The sequence below is a fragment of the Actinoplanes sp. NPDC089786 genome (genome assembly GCF_040684855.1).
Taxonomy (GTDB): Bacteria; Actinomycetota; Actinomycetes; order Mycobacteriales; family Micromonosporaceae; genus Actinoplanes.
In genome coordinates, this window is sequence record NZ_JBFBGU010000001.1 from 944397 (window position 1) to 968894 (window position 24498).

Below are 24498 nucleotides of genomic sequence, written 5' to 3' on the forward strand. Positions count from 1 at the left end.
ATCGCATCACACAGCCGGTCCGGGTCCGGCTGCTCTTTCTCTTTGACACTCGTCGTGATGGAATCTCGGGGGCCCGACCCCCGTGTCGGCCGTGTGTGGGGTCCGGACGAGCCGACGACGGGCCCGAATCAGGAGGACGGTGACGTGAGCAAGCGCCCCAAGCCGGCGAACGGCGTCATGTCGCGTCTTCGACGGCCGGCCGGACGGCTGCGGGACCTTCCCATCTGGTCGAAGCTCGGCCTGATCATGCTGGTTCCCACGCTCGCGACGATCATCGTCGGCGTGAGCGGTCTGGTCGACCACATCGAAGAGGCGAGCAACGCCGAGCAGGCGCGCACCCTGGCCGTCCTGTCCCAGGCGTCAGGTGGACTGGTCGACCAGCTCCAGAACGAGCGGGCCTACGCGGTCATGATCGCCCGCACCATCGACACCAAGAGCAACAAGAACGACCCGGTGCGGCTCAAGGGCGTCCAGCTCTACCAGGCCGAACACCCCAAGGTCGACGCGGCCAAGGTGCCGTACGCGCAGCAGAAGGCCGCACTCGACCTGGAGGGCCAGGACAACGTCAACATCCTGCTCACCCGGCTCGACCGGAACCTGAGCGAACTTCCCGTGGTGCGCAGTGAGGTGGTCAACCTCAACCGCAACGAGAAGGACGTCGACGACACCTACGGCAACATCATCAATGACCTCCTGAACGTCCGCGACGTCTCCGCGCAGCTCGCGTCGGACACGACGCTGGGCGACCAGATGCGCACCGCCGCCGCGGTGGCCCGGATGAAGGAATTCATCGCTCAGACCCGCGACGTCGGCATCAAGATCGTCGACGAGAAGCGGCTGACCGTCGGGCTCCGCCGGCAGCTCGACCTGGCCGAGACCGGCCGGCTGCTCGCCTACAGCAACCTGGAGCAGGTCGGCACACCCCAGGAGCAGGCGTTCTACAACGGCACGGTGAGCGGCCCGGCCCAGCGCCAGGCGACCAACCTGATCGGGCCGCTGAGCGCCCTGCAGGGGGCGAACGCCGACCGGATCGACTTCACGCTCGACAACTGGGAGAAGGCGCTCCAGGGCTACAACGGCCTGTTCCGCCAGGTCGAGACCAAGTCCGACGCCGACATCGTGACCGCCGCGACCGGTCTGCGCGACGACGTGCAGCGCCGGGTGTTCATCGAGACCAGCGCGCTGCTCGGCATGCTGCTGCTGGCCATCCTGTTCGCCTGGCTGGTCGCCCGGTCGATGGCCCGCTCGCTGCGTGAGCTGCGCCAGGGCGCCCTGTCGGTGGCCCAGTACGGCCTCCCGCACGCGGTGAACCGGCTGCGTGACCCGTCGCTGTCCAGCTCACTGACCCCGGCCCAGATCGCCGACCAGGTGGCCGAGCCGCTGCCGGTCCGCAGCCGGGACGAGTTCGGGCAGGTGACCGAGGCGTTCAACGCGGTCCACCTGGAAGCGGTGCGGACCGCGGCCGAGCAGGCCGCCCTGCGGTCGTCCGTCGCGACCATGTTCGTCAACCTCGCCCGCCGTTCGCAGATCCTGGTCGACCGGCTCATCGGTCACCTCGACCGGCTGGAGCGTGGCGAGGAAGACCCGGACCGCCTGGCCGAGCTGTTCCAGCTCGACCACCTGGCCACCCGGATGCGTCGGAACGACGAGAACCTCCTGGTCCTCGCCGGCGCCGACTCGACCCGGGTCCAGCGCGAGCCGGCCGCCCTGATCGACGTGCTCCGTGCCGCGCAGTCCGAGGTCGAGCACTACACCCGCATCGAGTTCGGCACGGTCGACCGGGACATCGAGGTGGCCGCCCACGCGGTCAACGACATGGTCCACCTGGTCGCCGAGCTGTTCGACAACGCGACCGCGTTCTCCCCGCCGAACTCGACCGTGCTGGTCGAGGCCCGCCGCCTCGGCGACGGCGCCATCCTCTCGGTGGAAGACCGCGGCATCGGCATCAGCCACGAGCAACTGCGCGACCTGAACGAGCGGCTGGCCAACCCGCCGATGGTGGACGTGGCCGTCTCCCGGATGATGGGCCTCGTCGTGGTCGCCCGGCTGGCCAGCCGGCACACCGTCAAGGTCGAGCTCCGCCCGGCCGGCGCCGAACGCGGCACCGTGGCCGAGGTGGGCCTGCCGGTCAGCGTGCTGATCTCGTCGTCCGGGGCCGGTCGGCTCCCGTCGGCCCAGCCGCAGCCCCCGCAGCAGCCGACGTTCGGCGGCGACCCGGCCGTCACCCAGGCGCGTCCGGCCTTCCCCGAGCCCCTGGCTCTGGAGAGCGGCCGCGGCTCGGGTGGCTACCCCGGCGGCCGCCCGTTCGACCCGAACCCGCCGATGTCCAACGGTGGCATGCTCGGCACCGGCCGCAACGTGCCGGCCTGGTCCGACCTCACCGGTGCGCCCCCGACGGGCGGCCCGCCGATGGGTGCGCCGATGAGCGGCCCGCCGGCCAACAGCGGCGCCAACGGGACGAATGGCGCCAACGGGAACAACGGCTACCACGGTCCGCGCAGCAACGAGCCGATCCCGCCGATCCCGGGCCCGCAGGGCTTCGCCGGTCCGGACGGTCTGCCGCAGCGGCGCAACGGTGAGAGCTACCGTCCGGGTGCGGACGGCACCGACACGATGAACGGGTTCGGTCAGCCGACGATCCCGCGCCAGCTGCCGGCCAACCCGGAGAACCAGGGTGGGTTCGGCGGGTTCGGCGCGCCGCCGTCCTCCGGCCCGCCGGCACCACCGACCTCGGCCCCGCCGGTGCCGTCGGCGCCCCCGTTCGACCGTGGCCCGGCGAACCCGCCGAACACGCCCGACCCGAACGCGTACCCGCCGATCCAGGAGCCGGTCAACGGCGCCGGAGCACCACCGGCCTGGCCGCCGGTCGCGCCCGAGCGGGACAACCCCCCGCACGTGCCCGAGAGCCTGGCCGCCGCGCTCGACATGACGGCCGAACTGCCGCGCTACCGCCCCGAGAACCGCACCGCCAACCCGGCGACACCGACCGACTCCGAGCGCGCGGTCGCGGCTCACGAGGCGGCCGCGGCCCAGGCGGCGGAGGCGCAGGCCACCGCGGCGGCCCAGATCGCCGCGGCCCAGGCCCGGCAGCAGGCCGGCGACGGCCAGGGCCAGTACGCCGACGAAACCATGGAGCTGCCGATCTTCCGGGAGCTCGAGTCGGCCTGGTTCACCACGGCCAAGCAGCCGGCTCAGCCCACCAACGACACGATCGTGTCGCAGCGGATCCCGACCGGCGAACCGACCCGCACGGTGCCCCAGCAGCCCCAACCGGCGCCGGTCGAGTCGCGCGACCTCGACCCGGTCGGCGCGGTCGCCGGCAACGGGGCAGCCAGCGGGAACAGCCCGTGGCAAACTGCGGCCGACGAGGGCTGGCAAGCAGCCCGGGCCGCTTCCGAAACTCCCGTCGAGGCCACCACCGGGGCGGGACTGCCGAAGCGTAAGCCGATGGCACAACTGGTCCCAGGCGGCGTCGATCGGGCGGAGACTTCCACCCAGCGTCGCACTCCCGAGGCGGTTCGTGGTCTGCTGTCCGCGTACCACCGCGGCGTGCAGCGTGGTCGCAGCAACGGACAACCGACCAACCCGGAGGGCAATCCGGGCGGGCAGCAGTCTTTCCAGGCTGGCAAGGAGCATGAGGCATGACATCAACGCAGGATCTTGGTTGGCTGCTGGCCAACTTCGCCGACCGCGTTCCCGGGGTCGCCCACGCGATCGCGGTCTCAGCCGACGGTCTGCTCCTGGCGTCCTCGCGGGACCTCCCGCGGGACCGGGCGGATCAGCTGGCGGCGATCGCCTCCGGCCTGGTCAGCCTGACTCAGGGCGCGGCTCGGTGTTTCGAGGGCGGCGCCGTGCTGCAGACGGTCGTCGAGATGGACAACGGGTTCCTTTTCCTGATGTCGATCTCCGACGGTTCGTCGTTCGCGGTACTCGCGGCGCGCAGCTGTGACGTCGGTCAGGTGGGCTACGAGATGGCCCTTCTGGTCGACCGGGTGGGCGAGGCCCTGACACCGGCTCCGCGGTCCGCGGCCGGCGTGCTCGGCTGAAAGGGCATGCCGCCGGAACTGTTGGCGGTTGTCCAAATGATGAAAGACAAGAGACACTTTGACAGGGCTGAGCATGGGGTGGAGGTGAGCGGTGACGATGGCCGAACGCGATGAGCCAACCGGCGCGCTGGTAAGGCCGTACGCCGTGACCCGTGGCCGTACCCGGCCCAAGCTCGAGATAGCGCTCGAAGCGCTCGTGGAGACCACCGTCCGAGGCCGTTCGGGTGGTGGCCGTCAATCCGGCGGCGGAAGCGAGCACCAATACATAGCAGCGATGTGTGACGGCGGCAGAGTTCAGTCGCTGGCGGAGATCGCGGCACGCATGCAACTGCCGCTCGGCGTGGCTCGGGTGATCGTCGCGGACATGGCCTCGGACGGCCTGGTCGCGGTGTATGAGCCGACGTCATTGGAAGACGAGACCGATGCGGTGGGCACGGAACTGCTGGAGAGGGTGCTGAGTGGACTTCGCAGGCTCTGACACGTCGCGTCGCCCGAGTTCAGGGCGCGTCACATCGGCGAAGATTGTCATCGCCGGTGGGTTCGGCGTCGGTAAGACGACGCTGGTGGGGTCCGTCTCCGAGATCACCCCACTGACCACCGAGGCGATCATGACCTCAGCCGGCGTGGGTGTCGACGACAACCGGCAGGTGCCGGGTAAGACGACGACCACGGTGGCGATGGACTTCGGCCGGATCAGCATCGACCGGGACCTGATCCTCTATCTGTTCGGCACGCCCGGACAGACGCGGTTCTGGTTCATGTGGGATGAGCTGGTCCGCGGTGCGATCGGTGCGGTCGTCATGGTGGACACCCGCCGGTTGGCGGACTGCTTCGCCGCGATCGACTTCTTCGAGCATCGACGGCTGCCGTACCTCGTCGCCATAAACTGCTTCGACGGTATGCAGTACCACAACGCCCAGGATGTCCGCGACGCGCTGGCCATCTCAAGCGATGTGCCGGTGGTCAGCTGCGACGCGCGTAACCGCGAGTCGACCAAGAACGTGCTGATCTCGCTCGTCGAGTACGTGCTGACGATGCGCCGCTCGCGGGCGGTCGCGCCGGCCTGATCGGCTTGGTGATCACCCCGTTCGGCCCTGGTGCCGAGCGGGGTTTTCGCGTGGGCTGAGTTGGCTGGTCGTCGCTTCGCTCCTCCGGCATTTCGCCCCGAGTAGCTGGCGGGCGAAATGCGTGGTGGTTGCGGTTGTGTGGCCGGGTGGGACTCGGTGCGCTTGGGCGCCCAGCTTGCGGGAGGCGGGGGGTAGAGAGGGCTGGCGTGGCGCGTGAGGTTGTGCTCGAGACTGAGCGGCTGGTGCTGCGGCGCTGGCGGGTGGACGAGGCTGTGGTCCAGCGTGAGCTCTGGGCCGAGCGTGATCCACGCGTGCCGCCGCATCGGCGGATTGATGCGGATGGGCATCCTACGGTCGCGGAGATCGAGGAATGGATACGCGGCGACCGGACGTCGTCGCTCGGGTTGCCGGCCGTCGAGCGGAAGGCCGGTCGTGACGTCATCGGCTACTGCGGGTTGATCGACGGCGGCCACGGAACGGGCGAGGAGCCGGAGCTGGCGTTCGAGTTTCTGCGCCGGGTCTGGGGTCAGGGGTATGCGACCGAGGCCTCGTCGGCGGTTCTGGAATGGGCGAGATCGGCCGGGTACGAACGTCTGTGGGCCACGGTCCGGGATTGGAACGTCGCCTCTCGCCGGGTGCTGGCCAAGATCGGGTTCGCCGAGACCGGGCGGGTGGAGGTGGACCCGGTGTTCGGAGACATGCTGTTCACCATGAGACGGCTCTAGGGGCTTTCCGGGCGGAGGTCATGAAAGTCTGCGGAAGGCGGGGGTTGGGGTTCCGACCTGGGGGCCGCTGCCCAGCTGGGATTTGAGGCGGGTGGCGGCGTCGGGGAGGAACGGGGTCAGCTCGGTGGCTATGCGGCGGCAGGTGGCGACGACGGTGGCCAGGGTGGTGTCGAAGGACGGCGGGAGTTCCCAGGGGCGGCGGTAGTCGAGGTAGCGGTTGGCGGTGGTCACGGCCTCGCGGATCGCGCCCGTGGCGGCGCGCAGGTCGAAGGCCGCCACGGCTCGGTCGATCGTGGCCGGCAGGTCGGGGGAGAGTGCTTCGGGCGTACCGGGGAGAAGGCCTTGGCGGTGTCGGTGTGCCAGCGTGAGGGTGCGGTTGACCAGGTTGCCGAGGCCGTTGGCCAGGTCCTGGTCGGCCCGGCGGATCAGGCGGGACTCGGTGAAATCGGTGTCGCCCAGCGGCGCTACCTCGCTCAGCAGCCACCAGCGCAGGGCGTCGGGGCCGTAGCGGGCGGCCAGGTCCACCGGATCGACGGCGTGGCCGGCCGACTTCGAGAGCTTGGCGCCGTCGACGGTCAGGTAGTCGTGGACCAGGATGCGGTCGGGCCGCGGGCGGCCGGCCGACAGCAGCAACGCCGGCCAATAGACCGCGTGGAAGCGGGTGATGCCCTTGCCGATGACGTGGGTGCGCTCCACCGAGCCGGCGGCCCACCAGCGGTCGTAGTCGGCGCCCTCCAGCGCGGTCAGATAGTTGGCCAGGGCGTCCCACCACACGTAGATGATCTGGCCGGGGTCGTCCGGCACGGGAATGCCCCAGCCGCCCGCCCGGGACGCCGGCCGGGAGACGCTGAGGTCGGCCAGCCCGGCCCGGACGAAGGCCAGCACCTCCTCGCGGCGGGCCGCCGGCTCGACCGACAGGGCGCCGGACTCCAACAGGGCGAGGATCTGCTCCTGGTAGCGGGACAGCCGGAAGAACCAGTTCCGCTCGGTCACCGGCGCCGGTGCCACCCCGTGCTCGGGGCAGCGCCCGTCAACCAGCTCGGCAGCCGCCCAGAACTGCTCACAGCCGCCGCAGTAGAGCCCGCGGTACTCGCGGAGGTAGAAGTCGCCCCGCGCGGCGCAGGCGCGCCACAGGGCGGTCACGCCGGAACGGTGGCGCTCGTCGGCGCTGGTCCGGATGAAGTCGTCGAACGACAGCGACAGGGGTCCGCGCAGATCGCGGAATCGGGCGGCGTTGCGGTCCACGAACTCGGCGACCGGCACCCCGGCCGCGCGGGCGGCGGTCACGTTCTTGAGCGCGTTGTCGTCGGTGCCGGTCAGGAAGCGGGCCGGCCGGCCGCGCAACCGGGCGTGCCGGGCCAGCACGTCGGCCTGCACCAGTTCGAGGGCGTGGCCCAGATGGGGCGGAGCGTTGACGTACGGAATGGCCGTCGTGACATAGAGGCTGGTCATGATCTCCTCCGCGGAAGGAAGTCCCGTCGGAGGAGCGGACCGACCCCCGGACGGGGGTCTGGTCGGTGTCAGCGCACGACGAAAGGCCCCATGGTGGGGCGCATCATCAGGTCGGTACGCATGGCCGGAATGCTGGCACGCGCCCTGAGGCACATGCCAGCCATTTAGTTCCGGTAGCCGGCGCTGTTGCGGTAGTCGTCGGCGGGCTGGCCGTCGCGGGAGAAGTCCCAGCCGCCGGCCGACTCGCGGCCGGGCCGGCCGCCGATCGCGTAGCCGCCGATCTCCTGCCCGCGACGCCAGCCGCGGAAGTAGCCGGTGGTGTGGGCCGCGATGGACGCCGCGTCGCGGACGATCCGCTGCGGCTGCTCCTCGCGCAGCGGCGAACCCGGCACCAGGTTGGCCTGAGGCACCCGCTTGGGCAGCCCGGCCGTGGTCTGTGCGGCCACCGCCGGCGTCGCCGCCTTGGCCGCGGCCTTCCAGCCGGTGTCGTTCGGGTTGGTCCAGTCGAGGTCGGCCGGCTCGTCGCTCTGGCCGGTGAACCAGGCCGACCGGGCCGCCGCGAAGATCAGCAGGTCGCCGTCGCCCTCGGCGGAGACGGGCGGCGTGAGGCTGCGGTCGAGCGCGGTCAGCGTGGTGCGCCGAGCGGTGCGGCCGTTGCCATTGCCATTGGCATTGGCATTGGCCCGCGCGGTGTCGACCAGGCTCAACCGGGGCGGCTCGGTGACCGCGGTGACGTCGGCGGGCACGTTGGCCAGCCCGCTCAGCGACGACTCGACCAGGCGCAGCGCCGGCGGCTCCTTGGGCATGTCCTGCCACGGCGGACGGACCCGGCCCTCGGTGGCGCCGTTGCCGTTCGACGCGGCCGGCGGCTGCGCGGCGTTGTCGTCGCTGGTGTTCATCAGCGGCCAGTTGGCCCGGGAGCCGGGCGGAGGCGCGTCGGCCGCGCGCGGCTGGGCCGGCATCGGCAGCGAGTAGTCGGTGGCGCCGTTGGCCGCGGGCCGGGCCCGTTGCCGCTCGGCGCGCGCCTTGCTCATCGCCGCGTCGGTCAGCGTGGGCCGGAACTCGCGGCCGGACTCGGCCGGGGAGACCGGCCGGGCGCCGGGTGTGATCGGGGTCATCCCGGGCGGAGGCGGGGGCACGGACACCGGACGGTTGCCCGGGGTCGGTTGGGTCGGCAGGTTCGCGGCAGCCGGCATCGGCGCCGTGGGGCGGCCGGACAGCGGCGCGGGCGCCATCGGCGGCGGCGTGATCGGGGCGGGCGCGACCGGCGGCGCCGTGAGCGGGTGGGGCGTGACCAGGCCGTTGCCGAGCGCGGGCTCGGGACGGTTACGGCGCGGCAGGCGGGTGCCGGTGTCGGACGGCCGGGTCATCCGGGTGCCGGTGTCGGCCGGGCGGGTCATCCGGGTGCCGGTGTCGGCCGGGCGGGTCGGAGCGGCCGCGGGCTCGGGCGCGCGGCGGGCCCCGGCGGACCGGCGGGTGCTGGTCGCGGGCAGGGTGACCCGGGCCGCGAGCGTGCCGATCAGCGACTCGCAGGCGTTGTCGGAGCACCGGACCGCGCCGATGGCCTGGCGCACGGTGTCGGCCGCGGAGGGGGACAGCGACTTGTTGACGCCGCCCCGGCGCGGTGACTCGTTGATGGCCACCACGAGCGCGGTGACCGCGGCGGTGACCTGGTCGTCGGTGCCGGCGCCGGCCCGGGTGAGCTCGGTGGCGACCTCGAAGGCGGTCTGCTCGGCCTCGCCGCCACGGCCACCGAGGCGGCCGGGCTCGGGCAGGGCGTCGAGCACGGCCATGGCCAGCGGGTGGGCCGGGTCGGGGTACGCCCGGAGCGCCGCCGGGTAGAGCTCGCGGAGCACCTCACGCAGCGCCGACGCGGCGGCGTGGCGGCCGTTCAGCATCGCCACGTGAGCCGCCAGTATCGGCTTGTAGCTGGTCAGCTCGCGGGGCGCGGGCACCGTGGTGGCGGCGATCGCCCCGGCCTGGAGCGCGCGGGCCAGGCCGACGGCCCGGCGGGCGGCCGGCGCCGCCTGCATCTCTTCCACGGAGTCGTCGTCGGCGAACCGCTCGGCGTAGTCGTCGGTGGCGTCGTCGTCGGTCACGACCAGCGGACGCCCGGCGGCGGTGAGGAGGGACGTGACCATGTGGTCGTCACTGTCGGCAGCCACGGCGGCATCGGTGAACCCACTGGTCCGCTCCACGAGCAGCGAACCCAGCTGGGCATAGCCCGACGGGTCGTCGCTGATCTCGTGAAGCCCGAGCAGCCGTCCCGCGTCGTCCACCACGGCGATGGTCAGTGACGCGGTCGTTCCCGCTCGCACCGATTCATCTGCCGACGCCAGACCGCAGTACACGCGCACGAGCGCCACGGCGCGTCCTCCTCCCCGGACTCTGCTCATCTAGGACCAAACACTGATGGTCCCTGTTGAGGGGTCAGTCGCGCCAGTCCACAGCGGCAGAGATCTTCCCGATGATCGAGCGCCAGCCGAGACTTGCCTGTTGTGCCCCGATTTTCTTCAATCGGCGGCGGCCGAGATAACCGCCCATTCCGCCGGTCTCCGCCTTGCGCAGAGACTCATCGAGGTCGTCCAACGGTGAACCAGGCGCCAATGCCAAGATCACCGGCTTGAGCCGGAGGCCGTGACCCAGATCACGCGCCACCTCGCCCGCCGCGATCAGGAGCGGCAGGTCCCACGTGTCGTGTCCGCCGCGCAGGTTCTCGACGACCAGGTCCAGCTCGTACCGGTCCTCGGGCAGCGGGTCGATGTCGGTCGACTCTACCCGGTCGGCGACAGTGCTCCAGCTGTCCAACTGGGTCATATCGTGCGGAGCACCCGAACGAATGAAGCTGACCAGCGATTCCGGCGTCTTGAAGGTGAGCAACCGGCCGCGGTGGCTGAGGAAGATGGGAACTTCCTCGTCATCCGGCTCGGGCTCGTCGTCCTCGAAGTCGGCCGGGTCGGGCTCCTCGGCGTCGTCATCCGACTTGCCGTCGGCCTTTTTCGTCTTGTCGTCGTCCTCGGCCAGCAGGGCCTGGAACTCTTCGTCGACGATGACCTCTTCTTCGGCATCCTCGGCGGCGCGGGCCGCGGCGGCCCGCTCGCGGACCTCGAAGGGGTCGTCCTCGTCGATCTGGGTCTCGGTCGGCGTCAGCTCGGACGACTTCCGGTACGCCCGCAGGGTCAGCCCCACGCCACCGGGCATCGCGATCTCCACCGGGGAGATGCGAACCTCGTCCCACAGCTCACGTCCGGACAGGCCGGCGGTGGCCTCGGACTCGTCGGACTGGGTGGCCACGGTGACCTCCGGGTGATTTTCGGGCGGACTATCAGGGTGACTCTGCGCACAGACACCCTAGTCGAGGTTCCAAAACCGGCTTACAGGGCGTCCGGATGCGCGGCCGAACGGCGAACTTCGATCTGGTCGAGCCGTACTCAGAAGCCCTTGGGGTGCCAGACCGTCTTCGTCTCGAGAAAAGCCGTCATCGGCCGCAGCCCGGGGTCGGCGGTGAAGTCGGGCTCACCGGCCGGGCGTAGCACCCGTTTGAGCGTGCCCCCGGCCGAGCGTTCCAGGTCGGCCGCCAGCTCGGGGTCGGTGACACCGGTCAGGTCGAGCCCGTTGACGTCGTCGTGCGACGCCAGCCAGGGCGCCACCTCGGCCGGGTCGCCGGTGAGAATGTTCACCACGCCGCCGGGCAGATCGGACGTGGCCAGCGTCTCGGCCAGGGTGATCGCCACCTGGGGGCCGGTGCTGACCACGACCGCGGTGTTGCCGGTGACGACGGCCGGCGCGACCACGCTGACCAGGCCGAGCAGCGACGGCGGGGCGACCACGCCGACCACCCCGGTGGGCTCGGGCGAGGACAGGTTGAAGAACGGGCCGGACACCGGGTTGGCGCTGCCGGTCACCTGGGCCAGCTTGTCGGCCCAGCCCGCGTACCAGACCAGCCGGTCGATGGTCGCGTTGAGCTCGTGGCCGGGTACGTCGAGGGTCTTGAACTCGCCCCGGCGGGCCTCCAGCATCTCGGCCGCGCGGTAGAGGATCTGCCCGCGGTTGTACGCGGTCGCGCCGGCCCAGCCGGGTTGTGCCTTGCGGGCCGCGACCACCGCGTCCCGAGCGTCCTTGCGGGAGGCGCGGGCCACGTTGTCGCCGTCCACGAGATCGGTCCGTCCTGACTCGCTCCGCGGGAACTTGCCGCCGATGAAGAGCTTGTACGTCTTCCGAACTTTCAACCGCTCAGACAAGGTACGCCTCCAGGCCGTGCCGGCCGCCCTCCCGGCCGTAGCCGGATTCCTTGTAGCCGCCGAACGGCGAGGCGGGGTCGAACTTGTTGAACGTGTTGGCCCAGACCACGCCGGCCCGCAACTTGTCGGCCACGGCGAGGATCCGGGACCCCTTCTCGGTCCAGATGCCGGCCGACAGCCCGTACGGCGTGTTGTTGGCCTTCTCGATCGCCTCGGCCGGGGTACGGAAGGTCAGCACCGAGAGCACCGGCCCGAAGATCTCCTCGCGGGCGACCCGGTGGGCCTGGGTGACGCCGGTGAAGATCGTCGGGGCGAACCAGAAGCCCCGGTCGGGCAGCTCACACGGCGGCGACCAGCGCTCGGCGCCCTCGGCGTCGCCGGCCTCGGCCAGCTCGGTGATCCGGGCCAGCTGGGCGGCCGAGTTGATCGCGCCGACGTCGGTGTTCTTGTCCAGCGGGTCGCCGACGCGCAGGGTGGCCATCCGGCGCTTGAGCGACACCATCAGCTCGTCGAACAGCGACTCCTGCACCAGCAGCCGCGACCCGGCGCAGCAGACGTGGCCCTGGTTGAAGAAGATGCCGTTGACGATGCCCTCGACGGCCTGGTCGACCGGCGCGTCGTCGAAGACGATGTTGGCCGCCTTGCCGCCCAGCTCCAGCGTGAGCCGCTTGCCGGTGCCGGCCACCGAGCGGGCGATCTGGCGGCCCACCTCGGTCGAGCCGGTGAAGGCGACCTTGTTCACATCCGGGTGTTCGACCAGGTAGCGGCCGGTGTCGCCGGCGCCGGTGACGATGTTCACCACGCCGGGCGGCAGGTCGGCCTGGCGGCAGACGTCGGCGAAGAACAGCGCCGACAGCGGCGTGGTCTCGGCCGGCTTGAGCACCACGGTGTTGCCCGTGGCCAGCGCGGGCGCGATCTTCCAGGCCAGCATGAGCAGCGGGAAGTTCCACGGGATGACCTGGCCGGCCACCCCGAGCGGGCGCGGCGACGGCCCGAAACCCGAGTAGTGGAGTTTGTCGGCCCAGCCGGCGTAGTAGAAGAAGTGGGCCGCGACCAGGGGGAGGTCGACGTCGCGGGACTCCTTGATCGGCTTGCCGTTGTCGAGCGACTCGAGCACGGCCAGCTCGCGGGAGCGCTCCTGGATGATCCGGGCGATCCGGAAGAGGTATTTGGCCCGCTCGGCGCCGGGCCGGTCGGACCAGGCCGGGAAGGCTCGGCGGGCGGCTGCCACGGCCCGGTCGACGTCTTCCGGGCCGGCCAGCGCGACCTCGGCCAGCACCTCCTCGGAGGCCGGGTTCACGGTCTTGAAGCTGGCCTTGCCGGGGCCGAACTCGCCGTCGATGAACAGGCCGTACGACGGCTCGATGGTGACGATCGAGCGGGACTCGGGCGCGGGGGCGTAATCCAGGAAGGACATGATCAGTCCAGCGTGAAGTAGTCGGGGCCGGCGTAGTGGCCGGTGGTGAGCTTGGTGCGTTGCATGAGCAGGTCGTTGAGCAGCGACGACGCGCCGAACCGGAACCAGTCCGGGCTGAGCCAGTCGTCGCCGGCGGTCTCGGCCACCATGACCAGATACTTGATCGCGTCCTTGGTGGTCCGGATGCCGCCGGCGGGCTTGACGCCGACCTGGCGGCCGGTCTGCTCCCGGAAGTCGCGGACCGCCTCGAGCATGATCAGCGTGACCGGCGGGGTGGCGGCCACCGGCACCTTGCCGGTCGAGGTCTTGATGAAGTCGGCGCCGGCCCACATGGCCAGCCAGGAGGCGCGGCGGACGCTGTCGTACGTGCCCAGCTCGCCGGTCTCCAGAATGACCTTGAGATGGGCCGGGCCGCAGGCTTCCTTGACCGCCACGATCTCGTCGTAGACATGCCGGTAGTCGCCGGCCAGGAAGGCGCCCCGGCTGATCACCATGTCGATCTCGTCGGCGCCACCGGCCACCGCGTCGCGGGTGTCGGCCAGCTTGACCTCGAGCGGCGCCTGGCCGGACGGGAACGCCGTGGCCACGCTGGCCAGGTGGACGCCGGAGCCGCGGAGCACCTCGGCCACCGGCGGGACCATGGCCGGGTAGACACAGACGGCGGCGACCGGCGGGCAGGTCGGGTCGGCCGGGTCGGGCCGGACCGCCTTGGCCGCCAGCGCGCGCACCTTGCCGGTGGTGTCGGCGCCCTCGAGCGTGGTCAGGTCGACCATCCGGATGGCCAGGTCGATCGCCGCCGCCTTGCTGGTGGTCTTGATCGACCGGGTGCCCAGGGACGCCGCCCGCGCCTCGACGCCGACCTTGTCCACGCCGGGCAAACCGTGCAGAACTGAGCGTAACGACGCGGTCGGGTGGAGCGTGGCAGTCATGAGTCGGATGCTACGCGCTGGGCCTGCGGGCTGATCCGGTAAAGAACCAGTAGGTTGATCGCCGTGGACGTACTCGTGGTCGATCACCCGCTCGCCCTCTCCCGGCTCACCGCGATGCGCGCCGCCGAGACCGACAGCGGCGCCTTCCGCGCCGCGTTGCACGAGCTCACGACCATGCTGGTGTACGAAGCAGCGCGCTCCTTCGCGATCGAGAAGTTCCCGATCTCCACCCCGGTGGCGCCGACCGAGGGCGTCCGGCTGGCGAGCCCGCCGCTGATCGTCCCGGTGCTGCGCGCCGGCCTGGGCATGGCCGACTCGGCGCTGGCCCTGCTGCCCGAGTCGTCGATGGGGTTCGTGGGGCTGGCGCGCGACGAGGAGACCTTCGAGCCGCGGGCCTACATGGAGTCGCTGCCGGGCGACATGAGCGGCCTGCCCGCCCTGGTGCTCGACCCGATGCTGGCCACCGGCGGCTCGCTGGTGCACTGCTGCCGGCTGCTGGCCGACCGCGGCTGCGACGACATCATCATCTGCTGTGTGCTGGCCGCGCCCGAGGGCATCGCCAAGCTGGAGTCGTCGGGTCTGCCGCTGCGGTTGGTCACCGCGTCGATCGATGACGGACTGAACGAGAAGAAGTACATCGTCCCGGGGCTCGGTGACGCCGGCGACCGTCAGTTCGGCGGCATGCCGCGGTTCTGATTCGCTGAACTTTGCGGTAACGCGAGATTTCCGCGCGAAGTCGAGTTCGTCACATTCGCGCCCCCGGACCCGCGTTGACGTCCCCGTCCATTTCCCCTTTGCCGCCCCGGCCGTTGTAATAGCCGAAGTGGACGTCGCCGGCGAGCATCATCACCACGCTCCGTCGATCTCGCGACAACAGAAGGCCCCCGGTGGCCAGGACGGCTCACACCGTCGTCACCATGGGCCGTGGGCCTGGTGGGATGAGGTACTGTTCCCGCCGCCTGCGTATACCGACAGTCATTTGGAGGACGCCCATGTCCGGGCCTCAGGACGCCATCCCTCCCGCCAAGCCTGAGATCGGCGATGCCGAGATCGAGGCCGCCGTACGCGTGCTCCGCAGTGGCATGGTCGTGCAGGGTCCCGAGGTGGCCGCGTTCGAGCAGGAGTTCAGCCCCGTCGCGGGCGACGTGCACTGCGTCGCCGTGAACTCCGGCACGTCCGCCCTGCACCTGGCGCTGCTCGCGCTCGGCTTCGGTCCGGGCGACGAGATCATCGTGCCGTCCTTCTCGTTCGCCGCCACCGCCAACGCGGTGCGCCTGGTCGGCGCCGAGCCGATCTTCGCCGACATCGAGCCGGGATCGTTCAACCTCGACCCCGACGCGGTCGCCGCCGCGATCACCCCGCGCACCGTCGCGATCATGCCGGTCCACCTGTACGGCCACCCGGCCGCCATGGACCGCCTGGTGCCGCTGGCCCAGCAGCACGGCCTGGCCATCATCGAGGACGCGGCGCAGGCCCACGCCGCCGAGCTGAACGGCCAGAAGGTCGGCAGCTTCGGCGCCGCCGGCTGCTTCAGCTTCTACCCGACCAAGAACATGCACTCGCTCGAGGGCGGCATGATCACCACGCCCGACGCGGAGATCGCCCGTACCCTGCGGCTGCTGCGCAACCAGGGCATGGAGGCGCGCTACCAGAACGAGATCGTCGGCACCAACACGCGGCTCACCGACGTGGCCGCCGCGATCGGCCGGGTGCAGCTGGGCAAGCTGGCCGGCTGGACCGAGAAGCGCCGCGCCAACGCCGCCTACCTGGACGCCAACCTCCAGGGTGTCGTGGTGCCTCCGGTCGCCGCGGGCGCCAAGCACGTCTACCACCAGTACACGATCCGGGTGCAGGGTGACCGGGACGCGTTCCAGGCCGGGCTCAAGGAGCTGGGCATCGGCAACGCGGTCTACTACCCGATCCCGATCCACCGGTTGAAGCCGTTCCTTGACAAGGACGGCAATGTCGGCGACTGGAAGCTGCCCGAGACCGAGCGGGCCGCGGCCGAGGTCGTCTCGCTGCCGATCCACCCCAGCCTGACCCAGGAGCAGCTCGACCGCGTCGTCGAGGGCGTCAACACCGTGGCGGCCCGGGCATGAGCGGGACGGCGGGACTCCGCGCCGGCCTGATCGGCCTCGGCGCGATGGGGCGGAACCACGCCCGGGTGCTCAACCTGCTGGACGGCGTGGAGCTGGTCGGCATCCTCGACCCGGCCCCGAACGCGACCGGCCCGGCCGGCGTGCCGGTGGTGGCCGACCTCGACCAGCTGCTGGCTCTCAAGCTGGACTACGCGGTGGTGGCCTGCCCGACCGGTCTGCACGAGGAGATCGGTCTGCGGCTGGCCGCCGCGGGTGTGCACGCGCTGATCGAGAAGCCGCTGGCCCCCTCGGTGCAGGCGGCCACCAAGCTGGCCGAGGCCTTCGAGAAGGCCGGTCTGGTCGGCGCCGTCGGCCACATCGAGCGGTACAACCCGGCGCTGCAGAGCCTGCGGTCCCGCCTGGAGGCGGGCGAGCTCGGCGACATGTACCAGGTGGTCACCCGGCGGCAGGGCCCGTTCCCGGGCCGGATCGCCGACGTCGGCGTGGTGATGGACCTGGCCACGCACGACATCGACCTGACCGCGTGGGTCACCGGGCGTGACTACGCCAACGTCTCGGCCCGCACCGTCTCGCGCAGCGGCCGTCCGCACGAGGACATGGTCTCGGCGGTCGCCTCGCTCGGCGACGGCCTGATGGCGACCCACCTGGTGAACTGGCTCAGCCCGTTCAAGGAGCGGTCCACCGTGATCACCGGCGAGCGCGGCAGCTTCATCGCCGACACGCTCACCGCCGACCTGACCTTCTACGCCAACGGTGCCAACACCACCGAGTGGGAGGCCATCCGGGCGTTCCGGGGCGTCGCCGAGGGCGACATGGTCCGGTACGCGATCCCGAAGCGTGAGCCGCTGCTGGTCGAGCACGAGCGCTTCCGCGACGCGGTCGAGGGCAAGGAGAGCGATATCGTCACGCTGCGTCAAGGCACGCGTACGGTTGAGGTCGCCGAGGCCGTCCTCCGGTCCGCTGTGGACGGCGTCACGGTCGCTGTTCCGACACGGTAGAGTCCCGGCGGTTCGTACGCTTCGGGCACGAAAGGCAACTCCATGACTACCCCCGCTCCGGCGCCGCGCCTGCTGGTGATCGTCGCCAACGGCATCACGGGTGATTCCCGGGTGCAGAAGACCGCGATCGCCGCGGCCCGGGCCGGGTGGGACGTGACCTTGCTCGGCGCCGGCGGCCGTCGTGGCCGCCGGCTCGAGTCGGTGATGGGCTCCGTCAAGGTGGTCCGTCTGCCGGTCACGGCCAACTTCGCCGCGCGCAGCAAGGGCCACCCGGTCCGCCGTCTGGTCACCCAGACCGACATCCGCAACCGGGAGGGCCTGGCCGGCGTCCGCGCCGCCCACCAGGCCTGGCTGCGCGAGAGCACGGCCCGCATCGGCCGGCTGCGCGCCGCCGGTCCGGCCGGCAAGCCGGTGGCCAAGGCGCTGGGCGGCGTGGTCCGCGCCCGTCGGCTGTGGCACCAGCTGCGGGTCAAGGCGTTCTACTGGGAGCAGGGCCAGACCCTGCGGCCGACCGGCAACTGGCGCCGGGACTGGCCGTCGCTGGTCGACCTCGACCTGACCTTCGGGCCGGTGATCGAGGAGTTCAAGCCCGACCTGATCCACGCCAACGACATCACGATGATCCACACGGCGGCGCTGAGCGTGGCCCGGATGCGGGCGCGCGGCGAGAAGGTCGCCTGGCTCTACGACGCCCACGAGTACGTGCCCGGCATCGACTCGTGGAAGCCGGCCGAGGCCCGGGCCTACATGAACGTCGAGAAGGAGTTCATCAAGCAGGCCGACGCGGTGGTCACGGTGTCGCCCGAGATCGCCGACCTGCTGCGCAAGGACTACAGCCTGGCCGAGACCCCGTTGGTGGTGCGCAACACGCCGATCCGCGAGGGGGTCGGCCGGACCGATCCCAAGCCGTCGGTCCGCGAGAACGCCGGTCTGGCCGATGACGTTCCGCTGATGGTCTACTCCGGCTGGCTGGCGCCCGAGCGCGGCCTGGGCACGGCCATCACGGCCATGCCCGACCTGCCCGGCGTCCATCTGGCCATCGTCTCCGGCCGCAACACCCCCGAGCGCGAGAAGCTGCTGGAGCGGGCCGAGCAGCTCGGCATCATGGACCGCGTGCACGTGGTGCCCTACGTGCCGCAGTACGCCGTACCCGACTATCTCTCCTCGGCCGATCTCGGCCTGATCTGCTCGCAGCGCACCCTCAACTACGAGATCTCGCTGCCCACCAAGTTCGCCGAGTACCTGCACGCCGGTGTCCCGATCGTGGCCAGCGACGTGAAGACGCTGGGCGCGGCCGTGCGCAAGCACGACATCGGCGAGGTGTTCGTCGCCGACGACCCGGTCACCTTCGCCGAGGCGGTCCGCAAGGCGCTCGCCCGTCGCGACGAGCTGATCTCGCACATCACCGAGCCGCTGCTCGAGGAGCTCTCCTGGGAGCACCAGATCGACGGCCTCACCGACCTGTACGCCAAGATCTCGCCGAAGAAGCCGGCCGGTCCGCGGCCCGACGTGTCGTGGGCGGTGGACGAGACGACCGCGCCCAAGCCGGTGACCAGCAAGCCGAGCGAGCTGGGCGCGTGGCGGCCGCTGGCGCCGACCACACCGATCCGGCTCGGCCTCGGCCCGGCCAACTACGCCGGCCAGATGGCGACCTTCGCCCAGGCCATCTGCCGTGAATATCCCGAGGTCTCGGCCGAGGTGACGATGCGGCACAACCGGGAGACGTTCCTGTTCCCGGCCGACGTCTACGTCGAGACCGACCGCCAGGGCGAGTTCGAGGTCCAGCTCGAGCAGATGCGGCGGATCATCGGGCGGTACACCCACCTGATCGTGGACGCGTTCCTGCCGGTCTTCGGCTACCTGAACGGCGACACCATCGAGGGTGACCTGCCGGCGCTGAAGCGGGCCGGCATCAAGGTGGCGCTGCTGGCGCACGGCAGCGAGATCCGGCACCCGGGCCGCCACCTGAAGCGCCACGAGTTCTCGCTGTTCCGGGACGCGCCCGACGGCATCGTCCCGCGCTACACCGGCCGCGCCGACAAGAACAAGAAGATCGCCGAGGCCAGCGGGCAGCCGCTGTTCGTCACCACCCCCGACCTGCTCGACGACCTGCCCACCGCCACCTGGGCGCCGCTGGTCGTCGACGTCGACGCGTGGACCAGCGACGTGCCGGTGATGGAACGCTCCCGCCCCCGGGTGCTGCACGGGCCGTCGCAGCGCTGGACCAAGGGCACCGACCGGATCCTGCCGACTCTGCAGACGCTGCACGACAAGGGCGCCATCGAGTTGGTGCTGGCCGAGCGGGTCAGCTGGGACGAGATCCGCGAGATGGTGAAGACCTGCGACATCGTGGTCGACCAGTTCGCGGTCGGGTCGTACGGCACGTTCGCGGTCGAGGCGATGGCCGCGGGCCGGCCGGTGATGGGCTACCTGGAGGACCGGGTGCACACCACGGCCGGGGTGCGGCCGCCGATCGTCAACGCCACGCCCGACACGCTGGGCGCGGCGCTCGAGTCGCTGCTGGACGATCCGTCCCGGACGGCGAAGATCGGCGCGGAGTCGGCCAACTACGCCCGCGAGACCCACGACGGTCGCCGCACGGCGCGCGCGTTCGCCGACTTCTTCGGCCTGGTTTAACCGGCTCGACGGGCGTGGAGGATCGCGCCGTGGGTGCTCTCCGGACTGGAGAGCACCGTGGTCGCCTCCACGGCGAAGCCCGCCTCGGACAACCTTTCCGCGACCGACGAGGCTGTGCGGTGGTGGACGTGCACGTTCATGGGGTGGCCGCCGTAGCCCTCGGTCTTCAGGCGGGTCTGATCGCCCGCGTGGAAGGCCAGCAGCAGGGGCCCGCCCGGTCGTAGGGTCCGGTGGAAGTGGGCCAGCACGCCGGACAGGGCCTCGTCGGGGACGTGGATGAGGGAGTACCAGGCCAGCAGGCCGCCGAGCGTGTCATCGCGCAGCGGCAGGTCGGTCATCGAGGCGACCGCGAAGCGCAGCGCGGGATGGTCGCGGCGGGCCTGATCGATCATCCCCGGTGAGAGGTCCAGGCCGAAGGCGTCGACGCCCAGCGACGTCAGGTGCGCGGTGATGCGGCCGGTGCCACAGCCGACATCCGCGACCGGGCCCCGGGACGAGGCGCGCTCGGCGAAGGCGGCCAGGGCCGCGCGTTCATAGGGCGCGTCGGCCAGGAGGTCGCGGAGCAGCGTGGCATAGCTCTCCGCGACCGTGTCGTACGACGTCCTGGCGTTCTGGAGCCAATCCGAGGTCACGTCACTTGCGCTTGATGAGCGAACGCAGCTTCTGTTCGAACGGGATGAGCACGCGGTCGCGGGTGTACTGCTGCGCGTGCTTCAGGGCCGCCTCACGGGTCTCCGGCGTCAGGTCTTCGGCCGCCTTGCCCGCGGCGATCATGGCCTGGGCCACGTCGACCGGGTCGAGGCTGTCGGCGTTGAACCACAGTGGATAGCCGGCCAGCACCTCGGCCGCCGCGATGCCGGGGGCGTGCACCGACACGATCGGCTTGGCGTTCGCCATGTACTCGAAGATCTTGCCGGACGTCACGTACTTGGCCCCGCCGGCCAGGAAGACCAGGACGTCGCTCTCGGCGTAGGTGTGGGCGACCTCGGTCTTGGAGACCGGTCCCCGGTAGATGATGCCGGTGTCCTCACCACCCACCCGGTTCTCCTCGTCGATGCCGAGGACCTGCATCAGCCGCACGTGCCCGGCCCGGAAGAAGCCGAGGTGGCCGTAGAGGTTGAGGGTGGCGTCGGACAGCGACGGGTGGTTGCGCGCCTCGATGAACGCCTCGACCATCTCCTGCACCGGCTGGGCCGGCGTCAGCGTGCCCACGTACGAGAACCGCAGCGGCCGCACCGACTTGTGTGGCGCCACACCCTCCTCGAGGACGTCCTGGTCCCAGCCGTTGGGGACGATCATCATCTTGTCGGCGTCGGCCGGGTACCGCTCGGCGTGCCAGTGCCGGAGCGCCTCGTTGACGAAGATGACCGCGGACGCCTTGTGCAGCACCCGCTTCTCCCAGGCCCAGGCGCCGTGGCCGGCCGGGTAGAGCGGCTTGTCCTCGAACAGGTCGAGCGTCCAGGCGTCGCGGTAGTCCACGACGTACGGCACGCCGGTGAACTTGTTGATCAGGTAGGCGGCGGCGAAGGCGGCGAACGGGTTGCCGGTCGCCACCACCACGTCGAACTTCTGCTTGGCGTGCATCCGCAACGCCTTGGCCACCGCGGCCATGCCCCACGAGTGGTAGTGCTCGGGGAAGAACTTCTGCGTCTTGTTGTAGAGCGCCAGCGCGAGCATCGGCGAGTTCCGGCGGAACCGGCTGAACCGGCGGATGTCGCTGGCCCAGACGAACTGGCTCAGCCACGGGCGCTCGACCCGGACCCGCGGGTCGATGGTCTCGGCCAGCTTCTCGTCGACCGAGCCGATCGCCTCGTACAGGAACTTGAGCGGCGCGGCGAAGACCGTGACGTCCCAGCCGTCGGCGACCAGGTGGTTGGCGGTGGCCCGGGCCCGGTAGACCCCGCTGGCCCGCGACGGCGGGAAGTAGAACGAGAGGTAGAGGACTCGCGGACGCCGGCTTCCATCCGTGGTGGTCATCGCTCTCCCATCGAGGCCGCCGGGGCGGTGTCCAGGTTGTACGCGACGCGGGGCACGTCGAAGATCTGCAGGAAGGTCACCGCGGCCGGCATCGACGCCGGGTCGGTGACCACCAGCAGGTCGACCCCGGCCCGGGAACCGAGGTGCTGCCGGATCAGCGCGGGCGGGCGGGCCGCCGGCCGCCGGCGCAGCAGGGGAAGGAACGTGCGCTGGTGAAGCGGGGTGGCGACCCGCCGGTCCCAGGCGCCGGCGGCGCGCTGGGACAGGCGCTTGACCGGGCCCAATCCTACGAGACGGAACGCCGCCCGTGGGCCCCGGACGAGCAGCGCCTGCTCGGCCCGCATCCAGCCGTACCGCTTCTCCAGCTTGTCCACGTCGATGACGCGTATCCGCTTGTCCAGCCGCTCGTTCTTCCATGCGGCGAAGTCCCGGACCACGAGCGTGGCTTCGCCGCCGGCGTCGAGCACCCGGACGGCGTCGATGGCGGCGGCTCGCTTGCGGGTTCCGCCCTCGGCCAGGAAGAGCACGTGCTCAGTCATCGGTGTCCCCGAACCAGGCGCGATGGTGGGCTTCGGCGGTGGCGGCGTAGCCGTACCGGCTCTCCAGCCGGTGGCGGGCCCGGCCCAGGTCGATCTTGTCGGGGAACCGGTCGCGCAGCCGCCGGAAGCCGGCCACCAGCGCGTCGCTCGCCTCCTCGACGTCGATCATCTCGCCGGCGTCCTCCTCGATGCCGGCGAGCGTCTCCTCCGGACCACCGCAGCGGGTGACCAGCACCGGCATCCCGGCGGCGGACGCCTCCACAATGGTCATCCCGAACGTCTCGAACCGGCTGTTGTGCACCAGCAGGTCGTGTTCGCGCATCAGGTCGAGGGCCCGGTCGGGCGGCTGGAGCCCGAGGAACGTCACGGCGTCGCTCAGGCCGAGCTCCTGGACCTTGGCGCCCAGCGGGCGGCGCAGCTCGCCGTCGCCGACCAGGGTCAGCTCGAGCGTCTCGTCCTCGGCCCGGCATCGGGCGAACGCCTCGAGCACCCACCGCACGCCCTTGCGCTCGGTCAGGCTGCCGACGTAGAGCCAGCGGCGCAGCTCGGTGACCGGCTTCGGCCGCCGGACGTCGAAGGACACCGGGTTGGGCATCAGCTGGATCTTGTCGCGGTGGTGCGGGAACGCCTTGATCAGTGGGTCGCTGACCGCCGCGCCGACCGCGAAGAAGCCGGCGCACCGGGTGAGCAGTTCGTCGTACATCTCCTTGGCCTCGGGCTGGGCCAGCACCCCGCCGAGGAAGGTGGCGTGCTCGGTGACGAAGAGCCGGGCGTCGGGCGCCTTGTTCCGCAGCGCGCCCCAGCCGCCCTGGAGGCCGACGTGGGCGTGCACGACCGGGGCGGGCAGCGGCTTGCCGTCGAGCACGGCGCTCAGCGTCTCGGCATGGCGGCGGCCGATCGCCGCGTAGCCCGGGCTCACGGTCAGCGGCACCGGGGTGTGAATGAGCCGGGCGCCGCCGGCCGTCGGGATCGCGTGCGGTGGGCGGTGGGTCCGGCTGAGCAGGCTCTGGTACGCGGCCTCGATCGGCCCGCCGTCCAGCCGGTGTCCCCACTCTTCGCAGTGGTACACGGTCATGTCGGTGCCCGGTCCGGTGGCGTCGACCATGGCCCGCACGAAGGCGCCGCGGAACGCGTGGTCCGCGCCCGGGTACCAGGGTGTGACGACCGCGACCGGTGAGGGGTGTGATGGGGTGGTCACGGATGCCTCGTCAGCTGCGTTGCAGCACGTCGACGACCCGCTGGGCGGCGTGGCCGTCACCGTAGGGTGCGCCGCGCTCGGCGTCGGGGGCCGGGCGGGTGGCCAGCGACGACCAGTCGGCGCCCAGCGTCCACGGGTCGGGCACCAGGTGGTTCCAGCCGTTGGCCAGCGTCTCGGGCCACTCGGTCTCGGGCCGCAGCGTGGTGCACGGCCGGGCCAGCAGGTAGGCCTCTTTCTGCAGGCCACCGGAGTCGCTGACCACGCCGGCCGAGCCGAGCACGCCGGCCACCATCCCGGCGTACGGCAGCGGCCGGCCGGAGTGCAGCGCGCCCTGGTTGAGCTTGAGGCCGAACTTCTCGGCCCGGGCGACCAGCCGGGGGTGGGCGAGCAGGGCGACCGGCACGGGCAGCCCGGCCAGCGCGTCCAGCAGCGCGGCCAGCCGCTCGGGGTCGTCGGTGTTCTCGGCGCGGTGCAGCGTGGCCAGCAGGTAGGGCTGCTCGGGATCGATGCCGGCGGGCAGCTCGGGCTTGATCCCGCCGCCGGCCAGCACGTCGTCGCGGACCCGCATGCAGACGTCGACCATCACGTCGCCGACCAGCACCGAGCGCTCGGCCAGGCCCTCGTCGGCGGCGTGCCGCATGGCCTCCTCGGTCGGGCAGAGCAGCAGGTCGGCCGCGTGGTCGGTGAGCACCCGGTTGTGCTCCTCGGGCATCCGCCGGTTGAACGAGCGCAGCCCGGCCTCGAGGTGGGCCACCCGGATGTGCTGCTTCACCGCGGACACCGCGCCGGCCAGCGTGGAGTTGGTGTCGCCGTAGACCAGCACCCAGTCGGGCTGCTCACGCTCGAGCACCGGGTCCATCGCGCTGAGCACCGCACCGGTCTGTACGCCGTGGCTGCCCGAGCCGACGCCCAGGTGCACGTCGGGGTCGGGGATGCCGAGCCCGGTGAAGAACACGTCGGACAGGTCCGCGTCGTAGTGCTGGCCGGTGTGCACGATGACGTGCTCGTGTTCCGTCTCGGCGAAAGCGGCCGCGATCGGCGCGAGCTTCACGAGCTGTGGGCGGGCGCCCACGACACTCAGGACCTTCACGAATATGCTCCTCGGCTCGGATGGGAGGATGTCTCGGCCGCAGCACACGATACGTGAGCCCGGCGTGTCGTCCGGCCGCAGTC

General features: G+C 71.3%; 20 protein-coding genes. 9 read left to right on the forward strand and 11 right to left on the reverse strand.

Annotation, left to right across the window (positions count from 1 at the left end; genetic code table 11):
- The first annotated feature begins 144 nt into the window (after positions 1-144).
- The 5 genes from AB0O15_RS04605 to AB0O15_RS04625 all read left to right on the forward strand — a co-directional run bounded on the left by AB0O15_RS04605 (position 145) and on the right by AB0O15_RS04625 (position 5838).
- Positions 145-3645, forward strand: a complete 3501-nt coding sequence (locus tag AB0O15_RS04605) for a sensor histidine kinase (protein ID WP_364313961.1) — start codon at positions 145-147, stop codon at positions 3643-3645.
- Positions 3642-4046 (forward strand): roadblock/LC7 domain-containing protein, encoded by a 405-nt coding sequence (locus AB0O15_RS04610; RefSeq protein WP_067706828.1) that lies wholly within the window; start codon positions 3642-3644, stop codon positions 4044-4046. The genes AB0O15_RS04605 and AB0O15_RS04610 overlap by 4 nt, the downstream gene beginning before the upstream one ends.
- A gap of 97 nt (positions 4047-4143) precedes the next feature.
- Positions 4144-4524: a DUF742 domain-containing protein gene (locus AB0O15_RS04615; protein WP_364317051.1), complete on the forward strand. Its 381-nt coding sequence runs from the start codon at positions 4144-4146 to the stop codon at positions 4522-4524.
- Complete coding sequence (locus tag AB0O15_RS04620) at positions 4505-5113, forward strand: ATP/GTP-binding protein (protein WP_364313963.1); 609 nt, start codon at positions 4505-4507, stop codon at positions 5111-5113. The genes AB0O15_RS04615 and AB0O15_RS04620 overlap by 20 nt, the downstream gene beginning before the upstream one ends.
- Positions 5114-5319: 206 nt before the next feature.
- Positions 5320-5838, forward strand: coding sequence for a GNAT family N-acetyltransferase (locus AB0O15_RS04625; RefSeq protein WP_364313965.1), 519 nt, complete (start codon positions 5320-5322; stop codon positions 5836-5838).
- An 18-nt stretch (positions 5839-5856) separates the two neighbouring features.
- On the opposite strand, the gene AB0O15_RS04630 is transcribed toward AB0O15_RS04625, so the two are convergent.
- The 6 genes from AB0O15_RS04630 to deoC all read right to left on the reverse strand — a co-directional run bounded on the left by AB0O15_RS04630 (position 5857) and on the right by deoC (position 13877).
- The gene (locus AB0O15_RS04630; RefSeq protein WP_364313968.1) at positions 5857-7290 is read right to left on the reverse strand and encodes a methionine--tRNA ligase; all 1434 of its coding nucleotides are present in this window, start codon (positions 7288-7290) and stop codon (positions 5857-5859) included.
- Positions 7291-7454: 164 nt separating this feature from the next.
- On the reverse strand, positions 7455-9686 hold the full coding sequence (locus tag AB0O15_RS04635) for a transposase (protein ID WP_364313970.1): 2232 nt from the start codon (positions 9684-9686) through the stop codon (positions 7455-7457).
- A gap of 34 nt (positions 9687-9720) precedes the next feature.
- On the reverse strand, positions 9721-10584 hold the full coding sequence (locus AB0O15_RS04640) for a DNA primase (RefSeq protein WP_364313972.1): 864 nt from the start codon (positions 10582-10584) through the stop codon (positions 9721-9723).
- A 137-nt stretch (positions 10585-10721) separates the two neighbouring features.
- A complete protein-coding gene (locus AB0O15_RS04645) occupies positions 10722-11531 on the reverse strand; it encodes an aldehyde dehydrogenase family protein (protein ID WP_364313975.1) in 810 nt (269 codons plus the stop codon).
- Positions 11524-12948, reverse strand: coding sequence for an aldehyde dehydrogenase family protein (locus tag AB0O15_RS04650; protein WP_364313977.1), 1425 nt, complete (start codon positions 12946-12948; stop codon positions 11524-11526). The genes AB0O15_RS04645 and AB0O15_RS04650 overlap by 8 nt, the downstream gene beginning before the upstream one ends.
- A gap of 2 nt (positions 12949-12950) precedes the next feature.
- Positions 12951-13877, reverse strand: coding sequence for a deoxyribose-phosphate aldolase (gene deoC / locus AB0O15_RS04655; RefSeq protein ID WP_364313980.1), 927 nt, complete (start codon positions 13875-13877; stop codon positions 12951-12953).
- Positions 13878-13940: 63 nt separating this feature from the next.
- Between deoC and upp the strand changes: the two genes are divergently transcribed.
- The 4 genes from upp (at position 13941) to AB0O15_RS04675 (ending at position 19611) form a co-directional block, all read left to right on the forward strand.
- On the forward strand, positions 13941-14573 hold the full coding sequence (gene upp / locus AB0O15_RS04660) for a uracil phosphoribosyltransferase (protein WP_364313982.1): 633 nt from the start codon (positions 13941-13943) through the stop codon (positions 14571-14573).
- Between the two features lie 296 nt (positions 14574-14869).
- Positions 14870-15976 carry a DegT/DnrJ/EryC1/StrS family aminotransferase gene (locus AB0O15_RS04665; RefSeq protein ID WP_364313984.1) on the forward strand — a complete coding sequence of 369 codons (1107 nt, stop codon included), beginning with the start codon at positions 14870-14872 and terminating at the stop codon, positions 15974-15976.
- The gene (locus AB0O15_RS04670) at positions 15973-16974 is read left to right on the forward strand and encodes a Gfo/Idh/MocA family oxidoreductase (protein WP_364313986.1); all 1002 of its coding nucleotides are present in this window, start codon (positions 15973-15975) and stop codon (positions 16972-16974) included. Before AB0O15_RS04665 ends, AB0O15_RS04670 begins: the two co-directional genes overlap by 4 nt.
- A gap of 42 nt (positions 16975-17016) precedes the next feature.
- Positions 17017-19611, forward strand: coding sequence for a glycosyltransferase (locus tag AB0O15_RS04675; RefSeq protein ID WP_364313988.1), 2595 nt, complete (start codon positions 17017-17019; stop codon positions 19609-19611).
- On the opposite strand, the gene AB0O15_RS04680 is transcribed toward AB0O15_RS04675, so the two are convergent.
- Genes AB0O15_RS04680 through wecB form a run of 5 tightly spaced genes read right to left on the reverse strand, consistent with a single transcriptional unit; the run spans position 19608 to position 24415 of the window.
- A complete protein-coding gene (locus tag AB0O15_RS04680; protein ID WP_364313990.1) occupies positions 19608-20243 on the reverse strand; it encodes a class I SAM-dependent methyltransferase in 636 nt (211 codons plus the stop codon). The genes AB0O15_RS04675 and AB0O15_RS04680 overlap by 4 nt on opposite strands.
- Before the next feature lies 1 nt (position 20244).
- Positions 20245-21588: a glycosyltransferase gene (locus AB0O15_RS04685; RefSeq protein ID WP_364313992.1), complete on the reverse strand. Its 1344-nt coding sequence runs from the start codon at positions 21586-21588 to the stop codon at positions 20245-20247.
- Positions 21585-22127, reverse strand: coding sequence for a hypothetical protein (locus AB0O15_RS04690; RefSeq protein ID WP_364313995.1), 543 nt, complete (start codon positions 22125-22127; stop codon positions 21585-21587). Before AB0O15_RS04690 ends, AB0O15_RS04685 begins: the two co-directional genes overlap by 4 nt.
- Positions 22120-23325 (reverse strand): glycosyltransferase, encoded by a 1206-nt coding sequence (locus tag AB0O15_RS04695; protein WP_364313998.1) that lies wholly within the window; start codon positions 23323-23325, stop codon positions 22120-22122. The genes AB0O15_RS04690 and AB0O15_RS04695 overlap by 8 nt, the downstream gene beginning before the upstream one ends.
- A 10-nt stretch (positions 23326-23335) precedes the next feature.
- Positions 23336-24415: a UDP-N-acetylglucosamine 2-epimerase (non-hydrolyzing) gene (gene wecB, locus AB0O15_RS04700; protein ID WP_364314000.1), complete on the reverse strand. Its 1080-nt coding sequence runs from the start codon at positions 24413-24415 to the stop codon at positions 23336-23338.
- Positions 24416-24498 lie beyond the last annotated feature (83 nt).

What these genes read in the sequence shown, in the direction of transcription:
- AB0O15_RS04610 (WP_067706828.1), top strand. Translation starts at nt 3,642, where the DNA reads ATGACATCAACGCAGGATCTTGGTTGGCTGCTGGCCAACTTCGCCGAC.
- AB0O15_RS04615 (WP_364317051.1), top strand. Translation starts at nt 4,144, where the DNA reads ATGGCCGAACGCGATGAGCCAACCGGCGCGCTGGTAAGGCCGTACGCC.
- AB0O15_RS04630 (WP_364313968.1), bottom strand. Translation starts at nt 7,290, where the DNA reads ATGACCAGCCTCTATGTCACGACGGCCATTCCGTACGTCAACGCTCCG.
- AB0O15_RS04635 (WP_364313970.1), bottom strand. Translation starts at nt 9,686, where the DNA reads ATGAGCAGAGTCCGGGGAGGAGGACGCGCCGTGGCGCTCGTGCGCGTG.
- AB0O15_RS04650 (WP_364313977.1), bottom strand. Translation starts at nt 12,948, where the DNA reads ATGTCCTTCCTGGATTACGCCCCCGCGCCCGAGTCCCGCTCGATCGTC.
- deoC (WP_364313980.1), bottom strand. Translation starts at nt 13,877, where the DNA reads ATGACTGCCACGCTCCACCCGACCGCGTCGTTACGCTCAGTTCTGCAC.
- AB0O15_RS04665 (WP_364313984.1), top strand. Translation starts at nt 14,870, where the DNA reads ATGTCCGGGCCTCAGGACGCCATCCCTCCCGCCAAGCCTGAGATCGGC.
- AB0O15_RS04670 (WP_364313986.1), top strand. Translation starts at nt 15,973, where the DNA reads ATGAGCGGGACGGCGGGACTCCGCGCCGGCCTGATCGGCCTCGGCGCG.
- AB0O15_RS04675 (WP_364313988.1), top strand. Translation starts at nt 17,017, where the DNA reads ATGACTACCCCCGCTCCGGCGCCGCGCCTGCTGGTGATCGTCGCCAAC.
- AB0O15_RS04685 (WP_364313992.1), bottom strand. Translation starts at nt 21,588, where the DNA reads ATGACCACCACGGATGGAAGCCGGCGTCCGCGAGTCCTCTACCTCTCG.
- AB0O15_RS04690 (WP_364313995.1), bottom strand. Translation starts at nt 22,127, where the DNA reads ATGACTGAGCACGTGCTCTTCCTGGCCGAGGGCGGAACCCGCAAGCGA.